Source organism: Clavibacter rahimiani, from assembly GCF_052654495.1.
Window position 1 is genome coordinate 860,440 of the sequence record NZ_CP199790.1, and the last position, 17,901, is coordinate 878,340.

At 73.0% G+C, this 17,901-nt stretch carries 9 protein-coding genes, 1 tRNA gene and 1 other RNA gene; 6 read left to right on the plus strand and 5 right to left on the minus strand.

Going from position 1 to position 17,901, the window contains the following annotated elements:
* Positions 1-111 precede the first annotated feature (111 nt).
* Both ACT7CP_RS04235 and ACT7CP_RS04240 read left to right on the plus strand, forming a co-directional pair.
* Positions 112-1,347 carry a multidrug effflux MFS transporter gene (locus ACT7CP_RS04235; RefSeq protein ID WP_413964289.1) on the plus strand — a complete coding sequence of 412 codons (1,236 nt, stop codon included), beginning with the start codon at positions 112-114 and terminating at the stop codon, positions 1,345-1,347.
* A 39-nt stretch (positions 1,348-1,386) separates the two neighbouring features.
* Positions 1,387-2,478, plus strand: coding sequence for a heparan-alpha-glucosaminide N-acetyltransferase domain-containing protein (locus tag ACT7CP_RS04240; RefSeq protein ID WP_445443498.1), 1,092 nt, complete (start codon positions 1,387-1,389; stop codon positions 2,476-2,478).
* Here the strand turns inward: ACT7CP_RS04240 and ACT7CP_RS04245 are convergent.
* The 5 genes from ACT7CP_RS04245 to ACT7CP_RS04265 form a co-directional block, all read right to left on the minus strand.
* Positions 2,475-3,380: an aminoglycoside phosphotransferase family protein gene (locus tag ACT7CP_RS04245; protein ID WP_445443499.1), complete on the minus strand. Its 906-nt coding sequence runs from the start codon at positions 3,378-3,380 to the stop codon at positions 2,475-2,477. The two genes, ACT7CP_RS04240 and ACT7CP_RS04245, sit on opposite strands and share 4 nt — an antisense overlap.
* A complete protein-coding gene (locus ACT7CP_RS04250) occupies positions 3,380-4,060 on the minus strand; it encodes a hypothetical protein (RefSeq protein ID WP_445443500.1) in 681 nt (226 codons plus the stop codon). The genes ACT7CP_RS04245 and ACT7CP_RS04250 overlap by 1 nt, the downstream gene beginning before the upstream one ends.
* A 215-nt stretch (positions 4,061-4,275) precedes the next feature.
* Positions 4,276-4,363, minus strand: a tRNA-Ser gene (locus ACT7CP_RS04255).
* Positions 4,364-4,409: 46 nt separating this feature from the next.
* Entirely contained in the window at positions 4,410-7,193 is a 2,784-nt protein-coding gene (locus ACT7CP_RS04260; RefSeq protein WP_445443501.1) for a helix-turn-helix transcriptional regulator, read from the minus strand.
* 392 nt (positions 7,194-7,585) lie between these two features.
* Positions 7,586-8,239, minus strand: coding sequence for an SDR family oxidoreductase (locus ACT7CP_RS04265; protein WP_445443502.1), 654 nt, complete (start codon positions 8,237-8,239; stop codon positions 7,586-7,588).
* Between the two features lie 85 nt (positions 8,240-8,324).
* Here ACT7CP_RS04265 and ffs point away from each other — a divergent pair.
* From ffs to ACT7CP_RS04285, 4 genes are all read left to right on the plus strand, one after another.
* An RNA gene (gene ffs, locus ACT7CP_RS04270) (signal recognition particle sRNA small type) lies at positions 8,325-8,421 on the plus strand.
* 77 nt (positions 8,422-8,498) lie between these two features.
* The gene (gene pta / locus ACT7CP_RS04275; RefSeq protein WP_445443503.1) at positions 8,499-10,616 is read left to right on the plus strand and encodes a phosphate acetyltransferase; all 2,118 of its coding nucleotides are present in this window, start codon (positions 8,499-8,501) and stop codon (positions 10,614-10,616) included.
* A 56-nt stretch (positions 10,617-10,672) separates the two neighbouring features.
* Positions 10,673-11,863, plus strand: a complete 1,191-nt coding sequence (locus tag ACT7CP_RS04280) for an acetate/propionate family kinase (protein ID WP_445443504.1) — start codon at positions 10,673-10,675, stop codon at positions 11,861-11,863.
* Between the two features lie 330 nt (positions 11,864-12,193).
* Complete coding sequence (locus ACT7CP_RS04285) at positions 12,194-17,734, plus strand: hypothetical protein (protein WP_445443505.1); 5,541 nt, start codon at positions 12,194-12,196, stop codon at positions 17,732-17,734.
* Positions 17,735-17,901 lie beyond the last annotated feature (167 nt).

Genomic DNA, 17,901 nt, shown 5'->3' on the forward strand with positions numbered 1-17,901 from the left:
CACCTGGGAATAAGCCGGGGGCGCGTCCGTTGGACCTCCAGGCAGCTCGTGCCTGCCCCGCCCTCCGCCCTCGGCGCCCCCGCGCGCCACGCCCCACCGAAGGAACGCCCCGTGTCGTCTGCCGTCGTCCATCCCGGAGACGCCCTCTCCCGCCGTGAGCGCATCGTCTACATCATCGTGCTGGGTGCCCTCGTCGGCCTCGGGCCGTTCACGATCGACCTCTACCTCCCCGCCTTCCCGGTGCTCAAGGACGAGTTCGGCGTCTCGGACGCGGCCATCCAGCTGACGCTCACGGGCACGACCGTCGGCTTCGCGCTCGGACAGCTCGTGGTGGGCCCGTGGAGCGACCGGGTGGGCCGTCGCCTGCCGCTCATCGTCGCCTCGAGCGGCCACATCCTCGCGTCGCTCGGCGCCGCGCTCTCCACCGACGTGACGATGCTGCTCGTCTTCCGCGTGCTCCAGGGCGCGGGCGCCGCGGCCGGTGCCGTCGTCGCGATGGCGATGGTGCGCGACCTCTTCGGCGGCCGTCCGCTCGTGCGCATGCTCTCGCGGCTCGCGCTCGTCACGGGGCTCGCGCCGATCCTCGCGCCCGTCATCGGATCGCAGCTGCTGCGCATCGTCGACTGGCGGGGCGTCTTCTACGCGCTCGCCGCGTACGCCGTCGCCGTCGTGATCGCCGTGGTGTTCCTCATCGTCGAGACCCTGCCCCGCGAGGACGTCGTCGTCGAGCAGAAGGGCACGCTGCTGCGCCGCTACCGCAACGTCCTCAAGGACCGCGTCTTCGTCGGCGTCGCGATCATCGGCGGCATGCAGTTCGCGGGCCTGTTCTCCTACCTCTCGAGCTCGTCGTTCCTGTTCCAGGACGTGTACGGGTTCGACGCGCAGCAGTTCGGCATCCTCTTCGGCGTGAACTCGCTCGGCGTCGTGATCGGCAACCAGATCGCGGCGCGTCTCACGAAGGTCATCGGGCCGCAGTGGATCCTCGCGGGCGTGGTCGTGGTGCAGTTCGTGTCGTCCGCGACGATCGTGCTGCTCGGCACGTTCACGGACGTCGGGCTCCTCGGCACGCTCATCCCGCTGTTCTTCTTCATCCTCGCCTGCGGCTTCGGCTTCCCCTGCGTGCAGGTGCTCGGGCTCGTCAACCACGGCCACGAGGCGGGCACGGCGGCGTCGCTCCTCGGTGCCGTGAACTTCGGCCTGGCCGGGGCGATCTCGCCCATCGTGGGCGTCCTCGGCATCACGTCGGGCGTGCCGATGGCCTCCGTCATGGGCGCGTGCGCGGTCGTCTCCATCCTCTCGATGTGGCTCATCGTGCAGCCGCGGACGGTGCCGGCGCTCACCAACTGACGCCCCGGATCCTCCGGGAACGCTGGGTAGGGTGAGGCCATGCGCCCCGCTCCGGACCCGAGACGACTCCGGGGGATCGACGCGGCGCGCGGTCTCGCGGTCCTCGGGATGATGGCCGCGCACGTCGCCGTCCCGCGGACCCTCGAGCTCGGGGACCCGGCGTCGTGGCTCGCGATCACGGACGGCCGCTCCTCCATCCTCTTCGCGACGCTCGCGGGGGTGTCCATCGCCCTCATGTCCGGGCGCGAGCGGCCGGTCGACGGGAGCGACCTCGTGCGCGTGCGGCTGCGGATCCTCGTGCGGGCCGCCTGCCTGTTCCTCCTCGGCGGGCTCCTGGCGGCCCTGCAGACGTACATCGCCGTGATCCTCGAGGTCTACGCCGTGCTGTTCGTCGCCGTGCTGCCGCTGCTGCGCTGGCGGGCGTCCCGACTGCTGGCGCTCGCCGCGGTGGCCGCCGTCGCGCTGCCCGTCGCGACGACCGCCCTCGCGATCCACTTCGACGGCGCCGCCATGCGCCCGGACCCGTTCGTCGTGCTCGTGATCACGGGCCACTACCCGGCCCTCACCTGGGTGGTCTTCGCGATAGCCGGGCTCGGGATCGGCCGCCTGGCGCTCGGATCCGCGCGCGTCCAGCTGCTCCTCGTGACCGTCGGCGCGGGGCTCGCCGTGCTCGCGTACGGCGGCTCGGCGCTCCTCGAGGGCGCGGTCGCGGCACCGCCGCCCGGGTGGGAGTTCATCCTCTCGACGACGCCCCACGAGGGGTCGCCGTTCGAGGTCGTGGGATCCGGCGGGTTCGCGATCGCCGTGATCGGCCTGTGCCTCCGCCTCGCGGCGCTCCTGCCCGCGGTCCTCCGGCCGCTCGAGGCGGTGGGGACGCTCGCGCTCACCGTCTACGCGACGCACATCGTGCTCATCGACCTGATCGCGCCGGAGGGCGACCTCATCGCGGACGACGGGGTGTACCTGGCGTTCGCGGTCGTGACGGTCGTGCTCTGCCTGCTCTGGACGCGGATCCTCGGGCGCGGTCCGCTGGAGCGCGCGCTCGGGGTCGTCGCTGGACGGGCGGCCGACCCCGCGCCGCGCGGCTCGGGGAGCGGCTCCCGGGATCCCGAGGGCGCGGTCGCGCGCTAGGTCCCGCTGCGACCGCGGCTGCCGGCCGCGCCCCGAGCATCGCGGGCGGCCGCCCCGATCCGGCCCACGCCCGAGACCCGCGCGCGCCGGGCGGGGTCCCCGACGTCCCGCGCCGCAGACAGCGCGCACCAGGCCTCGGCCCAGGCCAGCACGGCGTCGAGGTCCATCCCCGTCTCCTCGGCGAGCACGCGGGCACGCCGTCCGAGGCGCCCCGGCCGCAGCGCGATCTCCGGGCTCGGGTTGCAGAGGACGTTCGCGGTGTCGAAGCCGGGGTCGCCCACGAGCGCCTTCGGGTCGATCGCGCGCCAGCCGTCGTCGTCCCCGTCCGCCTGCCCGTCACCGGGCGCGCAGGCGAAGCGGAGGACGTTCCCGTGGTGGACGTCGCCGTGCAGGACGACGCGGCGTCCCGGGTGGGCGAGCAGCTCGCGGGCCACGGCCGCGCCGCGCGCGAGGGAGCGGGGGAGCGGCCGCGTGGGCTCGAGGAGCCCGCGGAACCACGCGTCGAGGGGCACGGCGTCGGCGAGCATCGGCGGATCCAGCGGGACGCGGTGGAGGCGCCGGGCCGTGCGGGCGAGGATGCGGGTGGCGTCGTCGTCGCGCGCGTCCGAGTCCGGGCCGTCCGCCGACGCCTCGCGCACGAGGATCCCCGGGTCGTCGGCTCGCGCCATGAGGATCGCGCCGTCGGGATCGGAGGCGACCACGGGCGCGGCGCCGCGCCCGGCCCACGCGGCCATCAACCGACCGCCGCGGCGCTCCTCCTCCACGAGCGGGACCTTGAGCATCAGCCGCGCGCCGTTGCGGCGCACCGGTGCCAGCAGGCTGCTCGCCGTCGCGAAGGGCGGGCCGTCCGGGTCCAGGTCCCACCGCGTGAGGAGCGGGGCGAGCCCGGCGGCGGGATTCATCAGAGCCGGACGGCCAGCGGCACGTCCGTGAGGACCATGATCCCGACGACCGCGCCGATCACGCCGACCCCGAGGAGCACGAGCACAGCGGCGAGCGACGTGCGCGACCGCTCGTACCAGGGCAGGATCCCGCGGCGCGTCCCGCGCAGCTCCGCCATCGTCAGGACCTTCGCGTGCTCGGTGAGGGGGAGGTCGAGGTCGGCCGCCATCGACCGCATGGTCCACAGGTCGTAGACGTGCCCGCTGAGGTGGAGGAGGAGCCGGCCCTCGGCGTCGAGGACGAACAGGCGCGGCTGCGTGTCGAGCGTGAGCCCCTGGTACACCTGCACGACGAGGAGGTCGTGCACGGCGCTGCGGCGGACGTGCGTGCGCCGCCCCAGGAAACGGGACTCCACGTCGCCCGTCGCGTGCGAGATGCGCACGTACGAGGTGACGTAGAGGGCGGCGAGCAGGGCGCCGAGCAGGATCACGACGCCGACGCCGAGGATCACGGCCGCGGCGTTCCCGGTGGGGATGGCGAGCACGAGGAGGGCGGCGCCCAGGGGCACGACGAGCGCGAGGCCCGCGAGGGCGAGCTGGCGCAGGAGGGCGGGGCGGGGGCGGATGAGCGTGCTCCCGCCTGCGCGACCGCCGTCGGCAGGCGCATCGCCGTCGCCGGGCGCATCGCCGTCGTGGTGCACGTCGCCTCCGGTCGTCGTCCGATCCGCTGCCGCGTCGCGCGGCGTGCGGTGCCGCGGGTGCGCGCGGGAGGACCGGTCCAGCCTAGGCGCGTCGCCCGCCGACGGGCAGCGGCGCTATGGGGGACACCTGCGCGCCGGCCGGGGTACAGGCTCGGGTGCGGCCGGAGACGAGGAGAGCCCCGCCGGACCGGGGTCCGTCGGGGCTCTCGTCTGTCTGGCGGAGGATAGGGGATTCGAACCCCTGAGGGCTTTCACCCAACACGCTTTCCAAGCGTGCGCCATAGGCCACTAGGCGAATCCTCCAGGACGCGTGCCGCAGGCGTCAGGAACGCGGCGGCACCCGTCGATACTACCTGCCCGCGAGCAGGCTCGATGCACCCGGGGTGTCGAGGAGCCCCGCGAGGGCCCGCCGGGAGGGTGCGCCGAGCTTCGCGCGCGCCTGGTAGAGGTGCGACTCCACCGTGCGGACGGACAGGAACAGGCGCCCGGCGATCTCCCGGTTGCTCAGCCCCTGGGCCGCCAGCACGCCGATCTCGAGCTCCCGGCGGGTCAGCGAGCTCACGTCGAGCGCGGGCGCCACCGGGGTCACGGCCGGGGCCGGGGCCGCCGCCTGTCCGCGGTCGATGCGCCCCTGGATCCGCGCGAGGGCGGCCCGCGCGTGCGCCAGGGCGGCCGTGGACTCGTCGCCGGCCCGCATCCGCACGAGGTCCTCCCACGCGGTGCGGGCCTGCTGATGCAGCCCGGCCTCCTCGAGGGTGCGCGCGCCCTGCTCCACGAGGCACGGGTCGCCCGTGCGGGAGCCCTCCACGACCTCGGCCATCCCGTGGAGCGCCGGGACGTCCGTGTGCTCGCGCACGAGGCGGGCGCCGGTGACGAGGCGCGGGTCCGTGGATCCGAGCATCCACGCCCGGAACAGCATGCCGGCCTGGAGGGCGTGGGCCTCGCCGCTGAGGTCGCCGAGATCGAGCAGGAGCTTCGCGGCCTCGTCCGGACGTCCGCGGGCCACGAGGATCTCGACCCGCACGCCCTCGGCGAGGAAGCGCTGGTACGGGTAGCGCGGGTCGGCGCGCTGCGCGATGCCCGCGGCGATGCGCTCGGCCTCGTCGGCGCGGCCGCGGAGCGCGAGCACGCGTGCGCGCTGCATCCGGATCCAGAGCCGCCAGGTGCCGATGTCCGGGCCGATGAGGCGGTCGTCGGCGAGGGCGAGCTCGGCCTCCGCGCGGTCGAGCCGTCCCAGGTCGAGGGCGACGCCGCCCGTGATGGCGCCGAGGACCGGGATGAACCACTGCGCGTCCTGCGCGACCGCCGACTCGACCCAGGCGTCGAGCTCGCGCTCGAGGTCGGGCAGGTCCAGGCGGCAGAGGCGTCGGCTGAAGGCGCTCGCCGACAGCATCTCGAGCCGGGCCTCCTCGAGGAGGATGTCGTCGTAGGTGCCGAGACGGTCGGCGTGCCCGCTGACCATGCCGAGGCCCGCGTCGACGGCGTCGCCGAGCTCGGCGCCGCGGCCGAGGTGGCCGAGCGCGAGGACGACCGCGCGCTGGGCCCGCAGGCGGACCAGGCAGCTCGTCGCCAGGCCGGCGGCATCGCGGGCGGACGCGAGCGCGGCCTCCCACTCCATCGACCCGAGCGACATGCCGGCGCGGACCACGCCGGCCATCGCGCGCGCGTCGGGATCGGATCCGGCGAGGGCGGCCTCGAGCAGTCGGCGGACGCCGCCGGTCCCCGGCAGCGCGGCGTGCGTCGACAGGACGCGCCAGTGCAGCGTCTCCACGCTCTCGGCCGCCGTGAGCTCCGCGGGGTCCAGCGCGTCGAGCAGCTCCATGGCGCGGGTCGGGTTGCCGAGGACGGTGAGCGACCGCGCGCGCTCGCACGCGGCGTAGGCCGCGGATCCGCCGTCGCCCGCGATCTCCGCGAACGCCAGCGCGTCGTGCGTCATGCCGACGTCGTTGGCGAGGCGCGCGGCCACCAGGTGCACGGCCGCGAGCGTGCCCGCGCCGAAGCGCTCCACGGCCTCGCGGCGCTCCTCGTCCGTGAGCGTGCGCGCGATGAGCAGGCTCTCCTTCGGGCTGAGCGGCACGCCGAGCGCGGCCTCCTGGAGGAGCGCGCGGACGACGCGGCGGGTGAGGGCGTCGACGGCGTCCGGGTCCGTGCGGGCGAGCGCCGCCTCGGCCTCGAGGAGGTCGGCGCGGAGGATCATGTCGCCCTGCCCCTGCACGCGGGCGAGCCCGCGGGCGCCGAGCACGCGCAGGATCGTCTCGCCGAACAGGCGGGCGGCCCGCTGGTACGGCACGCCGTCGAGGCGGGCCAGGAGGATCAGCGTGCTCCGCTCATCGTCCCCGAGCACGGAGACGCGCGAGGACACGAGGTCGAGGATCCGGGCGCGCGGCGCGTGCGGGCTGGGGAAGGCGTACCCGGTCACCGTGCGCGCGGTCCCGCCCGACTCGAGCGCCTCGAAGGTGAGCTCCCGGACGAGGAACGGCCGGCCGGCGCTGCGCCGCTGGATCTGCACGCGCGTCGCCTGGTCGAGCGCCACCGACCCGGCGAGCGAGTCGATCATGGCGTCGACCTCGGTCGGGTCGAGGGGCGAGAGGTCCAGCCGCTCCGCGTAGCCGTTGCGCCAGAGGCCGAGGATCTCGTGGGCCGCCTGGGCCGTGCGCGACACGCCGCCGCCCTCGGCCTCGCGGGCCCGGACGAGGCGGGCGTCGCGATCGGCGTCGTCCACGGTCACGAGCAGCGTGCAGCGCTCGCCCGCGCGCGCGTCGAGGAGCGCGGCGCGCAGCTCGGGAGGCATGAGGTGGGCGTCGTCGACGACGACGACGGGCCGCGCCGCCGGGAGCGGGCGCGGCAGGCGCATCCCGGGGAGCTGGTCGATGACGCGGCGGAGCACGTCCGCGAGGTCGGGGGTGGACGCGTGCGCCCGGATCACGGTGTGCCCTCCGCGGGTGAGGGCGTCGGCGACGCGGCCGGCGACGTGGCTCCGACCGGATCCGACGCTGCCGGTGACGACGGCGCTCGTGCCCTGCGCGAGCCAGCGCTCCAGTGTCTCCAGGTCGCGTGCGCGGCTGCCGCGTCCCGGAGCGGTGCTCGCGGATCGCATGCTCGACCTGCTGTGGTCGCGCGTCATCTGCTTCATGGTGACCCCCGTCGCGGAAAGCGGTGTCCCGTGCTGCATCCCCCGAGGCTGCACGGACCGTGTTCCGTCCATCTTGCGCGGAAACCGGCTATCGGGCCAGGCGCACCGGCTGTTACTTATCCCAAGCCCCGCGGAAATAAGTAGTCGGCACTGTGGGGGACCCGTCCGGACGCTCCTAGCGTGGGACCACGTCCGGGCATGGGGATGCTCCGGACGGTGCGCCACGGCGCACGATGCGGTGACGCGCGGGAGGACGACGGCTTCGGGTGCCGTCGACCCGAGGCGTCTCCGCGGCACGACCCGGGTGCCTCAGCAGCCCGGAAGCGATGACGGCCCCCTCCGGGGAGGAGGGGGCCGTCATCAGGACGAGCGCATGGCGCTCGGTCGGTGGTCTAGTAGCGGAGCCCCGCGATGGCCTCGGCGACGGGCTCCTCGCCCGAGATCGCCTCGAACTGGACGCGGACGCCCGTGCCGTCGATGAGCGAGGTCGCCACGATCTCGGCGACGTCGGCCCGGGGGATGGTGCCGCGGCCCGTGGAGGTGCCGACCTGGATCCGGCCGGTGCCCGGGTCGTCGGTGAGGCCGCCGGGGCGCACGATGGTCCAGTCGAGGTCACGGGCCCGGAGGTCGGCGTCCGCCTCGGACTTGGCGCGCTGGTAGATCTCGTAGGTGTCGTCGCTGTCGGGGTCGAAGCCGTCGACGGCCATGGCGGAGATCATGACGTAGCGGGTGACGCCCGCCCGCTGGGCCGCGTCCGCCAGCAGGATGGCGCCGTCGCGGTCGATGGTGAGCTTGCGCTCGGGGCCCGAGTCGGGTCCGCCGCCCGCCGCGAAGACCACGGCGTCGGCGCCCTGGAGCGCCTCGGCGACCTGGCCGACGTCGCTCTTCTCGAGGTCGAGCACGAGGGCCTCCGCGCCCGCCTCGGCGAGGTCGGCGGAGTGGTCGGGGTTGCGGACCATGCCGACGGGCTGGTGGCCCGCGTCGGCGAGGCGTCGTTCGAGCAGTCGGGCGATCTGGCCGTGTCCTCCGGCGATGACTATGCGCATGGGATCCACGGTACGCGCGCTTCGTGACCGGCTCCTGGGCGGAGGCGGCCCGACCGCCGGGCGCCGCGCGTCGGGTACACTGGGCGACGGCTCCTCGCGTGGTGCCATCCAGGTGAACTCCCCCAGGGCGGAGACGCAGCAAGGGCAGCCGGGCTCTGGCAGGTGCGCGAGGGGTCTTCTCCTTTAACACGCGCATGCGCCCGCGTCTGTGCAGCCCGGACCCGGCCGTCGTGCAGGCGACGCCCATAGGCTGGCGAGCATGGCTCGGAGCATCTACATCACGTCCGCCGAAGGGCACTCGGGCAAGTCGACGGTCGCGCTGGGCGTGCTCGACACCCTCACCCACCAGATCCAGCGCGTGGGCGTGTTCCGTCCCATCGCCCGCTCCATCGTCGAGCGCGACTACGTGCTCGAGGCGCTGCTCTCCCACGACGGCGTGGACCTCGACTACGACGAGTGCGTGGGCGTCACCTACGACGACGTGCACGCGGATCCCGAGGCCGCCCTCTCCCGCATCGTCGAGCGCTACAAGGCCGTCGAGGCCAAGTGCGACGCGGTGGTCATCGTCGGCAGCGACTACACCGACGTCGGCAGCCCCACCGAGCTGTCCTTCAACGCGCGCATCGCCGCGAACCTCGGGGCGCCCGTGCTGCTCGTGCTCACCGGCCGGCGCACCGACGAGTCCGGCGGCCGCAGCCCCGACGAGATGCGCCAGATCGCCGACCTCGCCATCCCCGAGCTCGTCACCGCGCACGCGGGCCTCCTCGGCGTCGTCGTGAACCGGGCCGACCCCGACGCCCTCGAGGCGATCACGGCCGCCATCCCCGCCGCGGTGCCCGCCTCCCTCCAGGTGCAGAACCCGGACGTGCCCGTGTGGGCGATCCCCGAGGACGCGTTCCTCGTCGCTCCCACCGTCGCCGAGCTGCTCGCGGCCGTCGACGGCACGCTCGTCAAGGGCGACCCGGCCCTCCTCAGTCGCGAGGCGCTCGGCGTCGTCGTCTCCGCCATGTCGATGGAGAACGTCCTCGCGCGCCTCACCGAGGGCGCCATCGTCGTGATCCCCGGCGACCGCAGCGAGGTCCTCCTCGGCGTGCTCACCGCCCACGCCTCCGAGACGTTCCCGACGGTCGCGGGCATCGTGCTGAACGGCGGCTTCGCGCTGTCGCCCACCATCGAGACGCTGGTCTCCGGCCTCGACCAGACCCTGCCGATCATCTCCACGGAGCTCGGCACCTACGAGACCGCGAAGCGCATCACGCAGACCCGTGGCCGGCTCTCGCCCGAGTCCGCCCGGAAGATGGACACGGCGCTCGCCGCGTTCGAGCAGCACGTCGACACGGCGCGGCTGCTGGAGCTCCTCGACGTCAGCCGCTCCGACGTGGTCACGCCGCTCATGTTCGAGTTCGGCCTCATCGAGCGCGCCCGGAAGGCCGGCAAGCACATCGTGCTACCCGAGGGCACCGACGACCGCGTGCTGCGGGCCGCCGGCACGATCCTCCGCCGCGGGATCGCCGACGTCACGATCCTCGGCGAGGAGATCGAGGTGCGCTCGCGCGCCATCGGCCTCGGCATCGACATCGGCCGGGCGACCGTCCTCAGCCCGTTCGACGCGGTGCTCCGCGAGCGGTTCGCCCAGGAGTACGTGAAGCTCCGCGCGCACAAGGGCATGGTGCTCGACATCGCGCGCGAGACCGTCACCGACGTCTCCTACTTCGGCACGATGATGGTGCAGCTCGGCCTCGCCGACGGCATGGTCTCGGGCGCCGCGCACACGACGGCCCACACCATCCGGCCGGGCTTCGAGATCATCAAGACCATGGACGGCGTCTCCGTCGTCTCCAGCGTGTTCCTCATGGCGCTCGCCGACCGCGTGCTCGTCTACGGCGACTGCGCCGTGAACCCGGACCCGACGGCCGACCAGCTCGCGGACATCGCCATCTCGTCGGCGGCGACCGCGGCCCAGTTCGGCATCGAGCCCCGCATCGCGATGCTGTCCTACTCGACGGGGGAGTCGGGCGCCGGCGCCGACGTCGAGAAGGTGCGCCAGGCCACCGCCCGCGTGCGGGAGCTGCGGCCGGACCTCGCGGTCGAGGGCCCCATCCAGTACGACGCGGCGGCGGACGCGGCGGTCGCCGCCACGAAGATGCCCGACTCGCAGGTCGCCGGCCGCGCGACGGTGTTCATCTTCCCCGACCTCAACACGGGCAACAACACCTACAAGGCCGTGCAGCGCTCGGCCGGCGCGGTCGCCATCGGGCCCGTGCTGCAGGGGCTCCGCAAGCCCATCAACGACCTCTCGCGCGGCGCGCTCGTGCAGGACATCGTCAACACCGTCGCCATCACCGCCATCCAGGCCGAGGGGATCCAGGCGGGCTGAGCCCGTCCCGTCCTCGCCGCCGTCCTCCCCGTCCGCCGCACCCGTCAGGAGCCCCCGTGCCCGTCGTCCTCGTCGTCAACTCCGGATCGTCGTCCTTCAAGTACCAGCTGATCGAGATGGAGACCGAGTCCGTGCTCGCGTCCGGCCTCGTGGAGCGCATCGGCGAGGGGACCGGATCCACCCGTCACAAGGCGGGCGGCGACTCGTCCGTGCGCGAGCTGCCCATCGCCGACCACACGGCCGGGTTCCAGGCGATGCTCGACGCGTTCGAGGCGCACGGGCCGTCGCTCGAGGAGAACCCGCCGGTCGCGGTCGGGCACCGCGTGGTGCACGGCGGGGACGTGTTCGTCGAGCCCACCGTGGTCACCGACCGGGTCAAGGCCGACATCGACGACCTCTCCGCGCTCGCGCCGCTGCACAACCCCGGCGCGCTGCAGGGGATCGAGGCGGCGCAGACCGCGTTCCCCGACGTGCCGCACGTCGCCGTGTTCGACACCGCGTTCCACCAGACGCTGCCGGCCGAGGCGTACACGTACGCGATCGACCGGGAGCTCGCGGCCGCGCACCGCATCCGCCGCTACGGGTTCCACGGCACGAGCCACAAGTTCGTCTCCGAGGAGGCCGCCCGGCTGCTCGGGAAGCCGCTCGAGGAGACGCGGATCATCGTGCTGCACCTCGGCAACGGGGCATCGGCCGCGGCCGTGCAGGGCGGCCGCTCCATCGACACGTCCATGGGCCTCACGCCGCTCGAGGGCCTCGTGATGGGGACGCGCTCCGGCGACATCGACCCCGCGATCCTCTTCCACCTCGCCCGCCACACCGACCTCGGCCTCGACGACCTCGAGACGCTGCTCAACCGCCGGAGCGGGCTCCTCGGCCTCACCGGGCTGGGCGACATGCGCGACGTGCAGCGCGCCGCGGCCGACGGCGACGAGGCCGCGCAGACCGCGCTCGGGGTCTACCGGCACCGCATCCGCCACTACGTCGGCGCGTACGCGGCGCAGCTCGGCGGCGTGGACGCGGTCGTGTTCACCGCGGGCGTCGGCGAGAACAACCCGCTCGTGCGCCGCCGCTCGCTGGCGGGCCTGGAGTTCATGGGCATCGGGATCGATGACGACCGCAACGAGCTCATCTCGTCCGAGCCGCGGTTCGTGAGCCCCGAGGGCTCGCCCGTCGCCGTGCTCGTGATCCCCACGGACGAGGAGCTCGAGATCGCCCGGCAGTCGCTCGCGGCGACGGCGGGCTGACCGGCCCGCTCCGCCCCTCCGCGGACGCCTCGCAGCCGTCCGTCGCATGTCCCCGAGGCCCGCGATCCGACCGGATCGCGGGCCTCCGGCGCACCCTCCCGCGCATGCGACCCGGTAGCGCCACTGGGGCCGCTACTGGTTCCGCCACCCAGTCCCCACCGACCCGCAGACCAGTGCCCCGCAGTGTTGTCGCCCCGGAACGCGGATGTCACGCTCGTGGGGTCCGGGGGGACGGGTGGGGGCCACCTCTCGGTGATGACGCACGTCCGCACGCCCTTCGGGCGTCGCCGGCCGGCCATGCAATCGAGGGGATCACTCATGGCACTACACATGCCCAGGCGCAGAAGCAGCCTGGCGACCGCGACGGCCTTCGGGCTCACCGCGGCCCTCGTGACGTTCGGGGGCGCCCTGCCCGCGAACGCCGCGGTGGGGGACCAGTCCGAGGCGGAGGCGCGTCTGATCACGCTGTCCGGCCTCGCGCCGCTCGTCGACACGGGCGGCGCCTACACGGCGTACGCGCCCGGCGGCACGCCGAACCCGACGAGCCTCGACGGCCCGCTCGAGGCGTCGGTCCTCGACCAGCTGCTCACCGCCCAGGTGGGCGCGAACGTGCAGCTCGGCCAGATCCTCCGCCTGGACCAGGCGGCTCAGGTCGGTGCCGTGCAGCAGTACTCCTCGAGCGGCACCGACGGCGCGACCGCCGCCGCCGGCGCCGTCTCCGACACGGGCGTGATCTCGGTCGGGGACGGCACGGGCCGCGGCGCGACCCTCGAGCTCGGCCCCACGCTCCAGGCGGCCGGGGTCTCCACGATCCTCTCCGACCTCGATCTCGAGCTCGGCGCGATCGCCGCCAGCGCCACGGACGGCGGCGCGGGCACCCCCACCTCGGCGTACAGCGTCGGCCAGGGCAGCGCGCGCATCGTCAGCCCGGCCGTCAGCGGACTCACGACGAACCTGACGACCGTCGTGAACGGCCTCGTCCCCGGGATCCAGACGGGCGTGAACATCTCGCCGGCCTCGACCGGTCTCCTCGACGGGATCCTGTCGACGGCGCTCGGCACGCCGCTCCTCGACGTCACCGGATCCACGCAGACCATCACGGCCACGGTCGACACCCAGGCGGCGGTGAACGCGGCCATCGCGACGCCGCTCGTCAGCGGCCCGGTCACCCTCGACATCCGGACGGGCACCATCACGCTCGACCTGGACGCGATCCAGACCCTCGACGGCCAGGCGCCGAACACGCGCGTCCTGACCACCGCCGTGCTCACCCAGGCGGTGAACGCGGCGCTCACGACGATCCTCACGCAGGTCCTCCCGGACCGGCTCCTCGAGGCGGTGCTCGACTCCACGCGCGTGCAGGCGAAGATCACGGCGAACATCGGCCTGCCGCCGCTCCCGCTCGTCGGAGCCGTGGACCTCGGCGCCGTCGTCATCAACCTCGACACGACGCTGGCCAACCTGGTGAACCCCACGGGGCCGGGCAACTCGACGCCGGTCATCGACCTGACGGGCACGCAGCTCCTCACGCTCAACCTGGCGAACCTCACGCAGCCGCTGATCTCCGGGCTCACCGCAGGCCTCCTCCCGCAGCTCGGCACCGACAACGGCGGCGTCCTCACCCGCGCCGGCGTCGTGACGGGCCTGACCGGCGCGACGGCCGGCGTCCTCACCGCGGTCGCTCCGGTCCTCGCCGCGGTCGACTCGGTCGTGCGCCTCACGGTCAACGCGCAGTCGACCCCGGGCGACTTCGCCGACCCGGACGGCCTCGACGCGGGATCCTTCTCCGTGAGCGCCCTCCGCGTGGCCCTCCTGCCGCTCGCGAACGGCGCGACGCTCGACCTGTCCACCGCGACCGTCCGAGCGGACGCCGCGGCCGTGGCCCCGGATGAGCAGATCGTCATCACCGCACCCACCCCGGGACAGGCGTTCCCGGCCGGCACCGCCTCGGTGACGGTCTCGGGCACCGCGACCCCGGGCGCCCTCGTCACCGTGACCGCGGGCGACCAGACGCTCACGGACACCGCGGACACGGTCTCGGGCACCTACTCGGTGGCCTTCACGGGCCTCCCGTCCGGCACCTTCTCCGCCACCGCGCGGCAGACGGTCGACGGAGCCGCGGTCGGCCTCCCCACCTCGGTGACCTTCTCCGTCGCAGCTCCGGCCGCCGACGCGGACACGACGGACGCCGACATCCTCGACCTGATCGACGGCGGCCTGGACATCCTCGACGCGGACGCCGCGGACCTGGACGTCCTCGACGCCGATGTGGTGGACGTGATCGACGCGCTCGACCTGGACACGACGGACCTCGACGGCACGGACGCGGACCTGACGGACGCGGACGCGGACGTCCTGGACCTCGACGGCACGCTGGACGTCCTCGACGTGGACGCGGCTGACCTCGACGCGCTCGACATCGACGTGATCGACGCCGTGGACGCGCTGGACGTGGACGCGACCGACCTCGACGGGGTCGACACCGACCTCGTGGACGCGGGTGCCGGCGCGGATGTGGGCGTGGACGTGGTGGACGCCGGTGATGTCCTCGACATCGACGGTGGCCTTGACATCCTGGACACCGACGCCGCTGACCTGGACGCGCTGGACATCGACGTGATCGATGTGGTCGACGCGCTCGATGTCGACACCACGGACCTGGACGGCACGGATGCCGACACGATCGACACCGGAGCGGACATCCTCGATGTCGTCGACGTGGCGGATGTGGTCGTGGACGCGGGTGCGGATGTGATCGACGCGGGTGATGTCCTCGACATCGACGGTGCCCTCGATCTCCTGGACACGGACGCGGCCGACCTGGATGCGCTCGACATCGACGTGATCGATGTGGTCGACGCGCTCGATGTCGACACGACCGACCTGGACGGCGCGGATGCCGACACGATCGACACGGGCGCGGACATCCTGGATGTCGTCGATGTGGCGGACGTGGTCGTGGACGCAGGCGCGGATGTGATCGATGCCGGTGATGTCCTGGATATCGACGGTGCGCTCGACGTCCTCGACACCGACGCTGCCGACCTGGATGCCCTCGACATCGACGTGATCGATGTGGTCGACGCGCTGGACGTGGACACGACGGACCTCGATGGCACGGATGCGGACACGATCGACACCGGAGCGGACATCCTCGATGCCGTCGACGTTGCGGACGTGGTCGTGGACGCCGGTGCCGATGTGATCGATGCCGGTGATGTCCTCGACATCGACGGTGCGCTCGACATCCTCGACACCGACGCTGCCGACCTGGATGCCCTCGACATCGACGTGGTGGATGTGGTCGACGCGCTCGATGTCGACACGACCGACCTCGACGGCACGGACGCGGACACGATCGACACGGACGCGGACATCCTCGATGTCGTCGACGTGGCGGACGTGGTCGTGGACGCCGGTGCCGATGTGATCGACGCCGGTGATGTCCTGGACATCGACGGTGCGCTCGACATCCTCGACACCGACGCGGCCGACCTGGACGCGCTGGACATCGACGTGATCGATGTGGTCGACGCCCTGGACGTGGACACGACGGACCTCGACGGCACGGATGCGGACACGATCGACACCGACGCCGACATCCTCGATGTCGTCGACGTTGCGGACGTGGTCGTGGACGCCGGTGCGGATGTGATCGACGCCGGTGATGTCCTCGACATCGACGGTGCGCTTGACATCCTCGACACCGACGCTGCCGACCTCGATGTCCTCGACGCCGACGTCATCGACGTGATCGATGCTCTCGACGTCGACACCACGGACCTCGACGGGGTCGACACCGACCTCGTGGATGCCGACGCGGATGTCCTGGACCTGGACGGCACGCTGGACGTGTTGGACGCGGATGCTGCGGACCTCGACGCGCTGGATGTCGACGTGATCGACGTGGTGGACGCGCTGGACGTCGACGCGACGGACCTCGACGGGGTCGACACCGACCTCGTGGATGCCGACGCGGATGTCCTGGACCTGGACGGCACGCTGGACGTGCTGGACGCGGATGCTGCGGACCTCGACGCGCTGGATGTCGACGTGATCGACGTGGTGGACGCCCTGGACGTGGACGCGACGGACCTCGACGGGGTCGACACCGACCTCGTGGATGCTGACGCGGATGTCCTGGACCTGGACGGCACGCTGGACGTGCTGGACGCGGATGCTGCGGACCTCGACGCGGTGGATGTCGACGTGATCGACGTGGTGGACGCGCTGGACGTGGACGCGACGGACCTCGACGGCGTGGACACCGACGCGGTGGACACGGACGCCGATGTGGTCGTGGACGTGGCCGACGCCGGAGATGTCCTCGACATCGACGGTGGCCTGGACGTCCTGGACGCGGATGCCGCTGACCTCGACGTGCTGGACGCGGACGTGGTCGACGTGGTGGACGCGCTGGACGTGGACGCGACGGACCTCGACGGGGTCGACACCGACCTCGTGGATGCCGACGCGGATGTCCTGGACCTGGACGGCACGGTCGACGTGCTCGACGCGGACGCTGCTGACCTGGACGTCCTCGACGCCGACGTGGTCGACGTGGTGGACGCCCTCGACGTGGACGCCACGGACCTCGACGGGGCCGACACCGACACCGTCGACGCGGATGGCGCGGACGTGGTCGACGCGGTCGACGCTGATGGTGCTGACGTGGTCGACGCCGATGCCGACGGCACGGACGCGGTCGATGCAGGTGATGCTGATGGCGCTGACGTGGTCGACGCTGATGGTGCGGATGCGACCGATGCTGATGGCGCTGACGTGGTCGACGCTGATGGTGCGGATGCGACCGATGTTGATGGCGCTGACGTGGTCGACGCTGATGGTGCGGATGCGACCGATGTTGATGGCGCTGACGTGGTCGACGCTGATGGTGCGGATGCGACCGATGTTGATGGCGCTGACGTGGTCGACGCTGATGGTGCGGATGCGACCGATGTTGATGGCGCTGACGTGGTCGACGCTGATGGTGCGGATGCGACCGATGTTGATGGCGCTGACGTGGTCGACGCTGATGGTGCGGATGCGACCGATGTTGATGGCGCTGACGTGGTCGACGCTGATGGTGCGGATGCGACCGATGTTGATGGCGCTGACGTGGTCGACGCTGATGGTGCGGATGCGACCGATGTTGATGGCGCTGACGTGGTCGACGCTGATGGTGCGGATGCGACCGATGCTGATGGTGCCGACGTTGTCGACGCTGATGGCACGGACGCAGCCGACGCTGACGGTGCCGACGCGACCGATGCAGCCGATGCAGCCGATGCGGATGGTGCCGACGTTGTCGACGCCGATGGCACCGACGCGGTCGACGCTGACGGTGCCGACGCAGCCGACGCCGACGGCACCGACGGAGACGCCGACGGCGGATCCGACGGCGGCGACGTCCCCACCGTGGCCACGGTCCTGTTCACGCAGATCGTCCGCGGAACGGGCGTCGTGCAGCAGGTGACCGCGACCGGGTTCACGCCCGGTGAGACGGTCTCCGCCACGGTGAACTCCACGCCGATGGCGCTGACGCCGCAGATCGCGCCGACCGACGGACGGGTGGTCTTCACCTTCCCGATCGGCGCGGACTTCGAGCTCGGACAGCACTCGGTGGACGTCACGGGCAGCCAGTCCGGACCGGCCGACCTGCCGAACACGCAGTTCTCGGTGATCGGCCAGACGGTCCCGGCCGGCCAGCCCGGCACCCCGATCCGCGGCGGGAACGGCGGCTACGGCGGCGGCATCCTCCCGGTGACGGGCGGCGAGGCCGACGGGATGCTCCTCCTCGGCGGCATCGCGCTCCTGATGATGCTGACGGGCGCCGGTGCCCTGCACCGCGGCCGCAGCCGTCGGGCGTGACGCACCGCGGATGACAGGACGGGCGGGCGCCCCGGCATCAGCCGGGTCGCCCGCCCCGTCCTCTCCCGCAGGACCAGCACGACAGCACGACAGCACGACAGCACGACGCGCACAGCACGACAGCCCGGCACGACGACACCGGGCACCACCCGCATCCCGCACCAGCA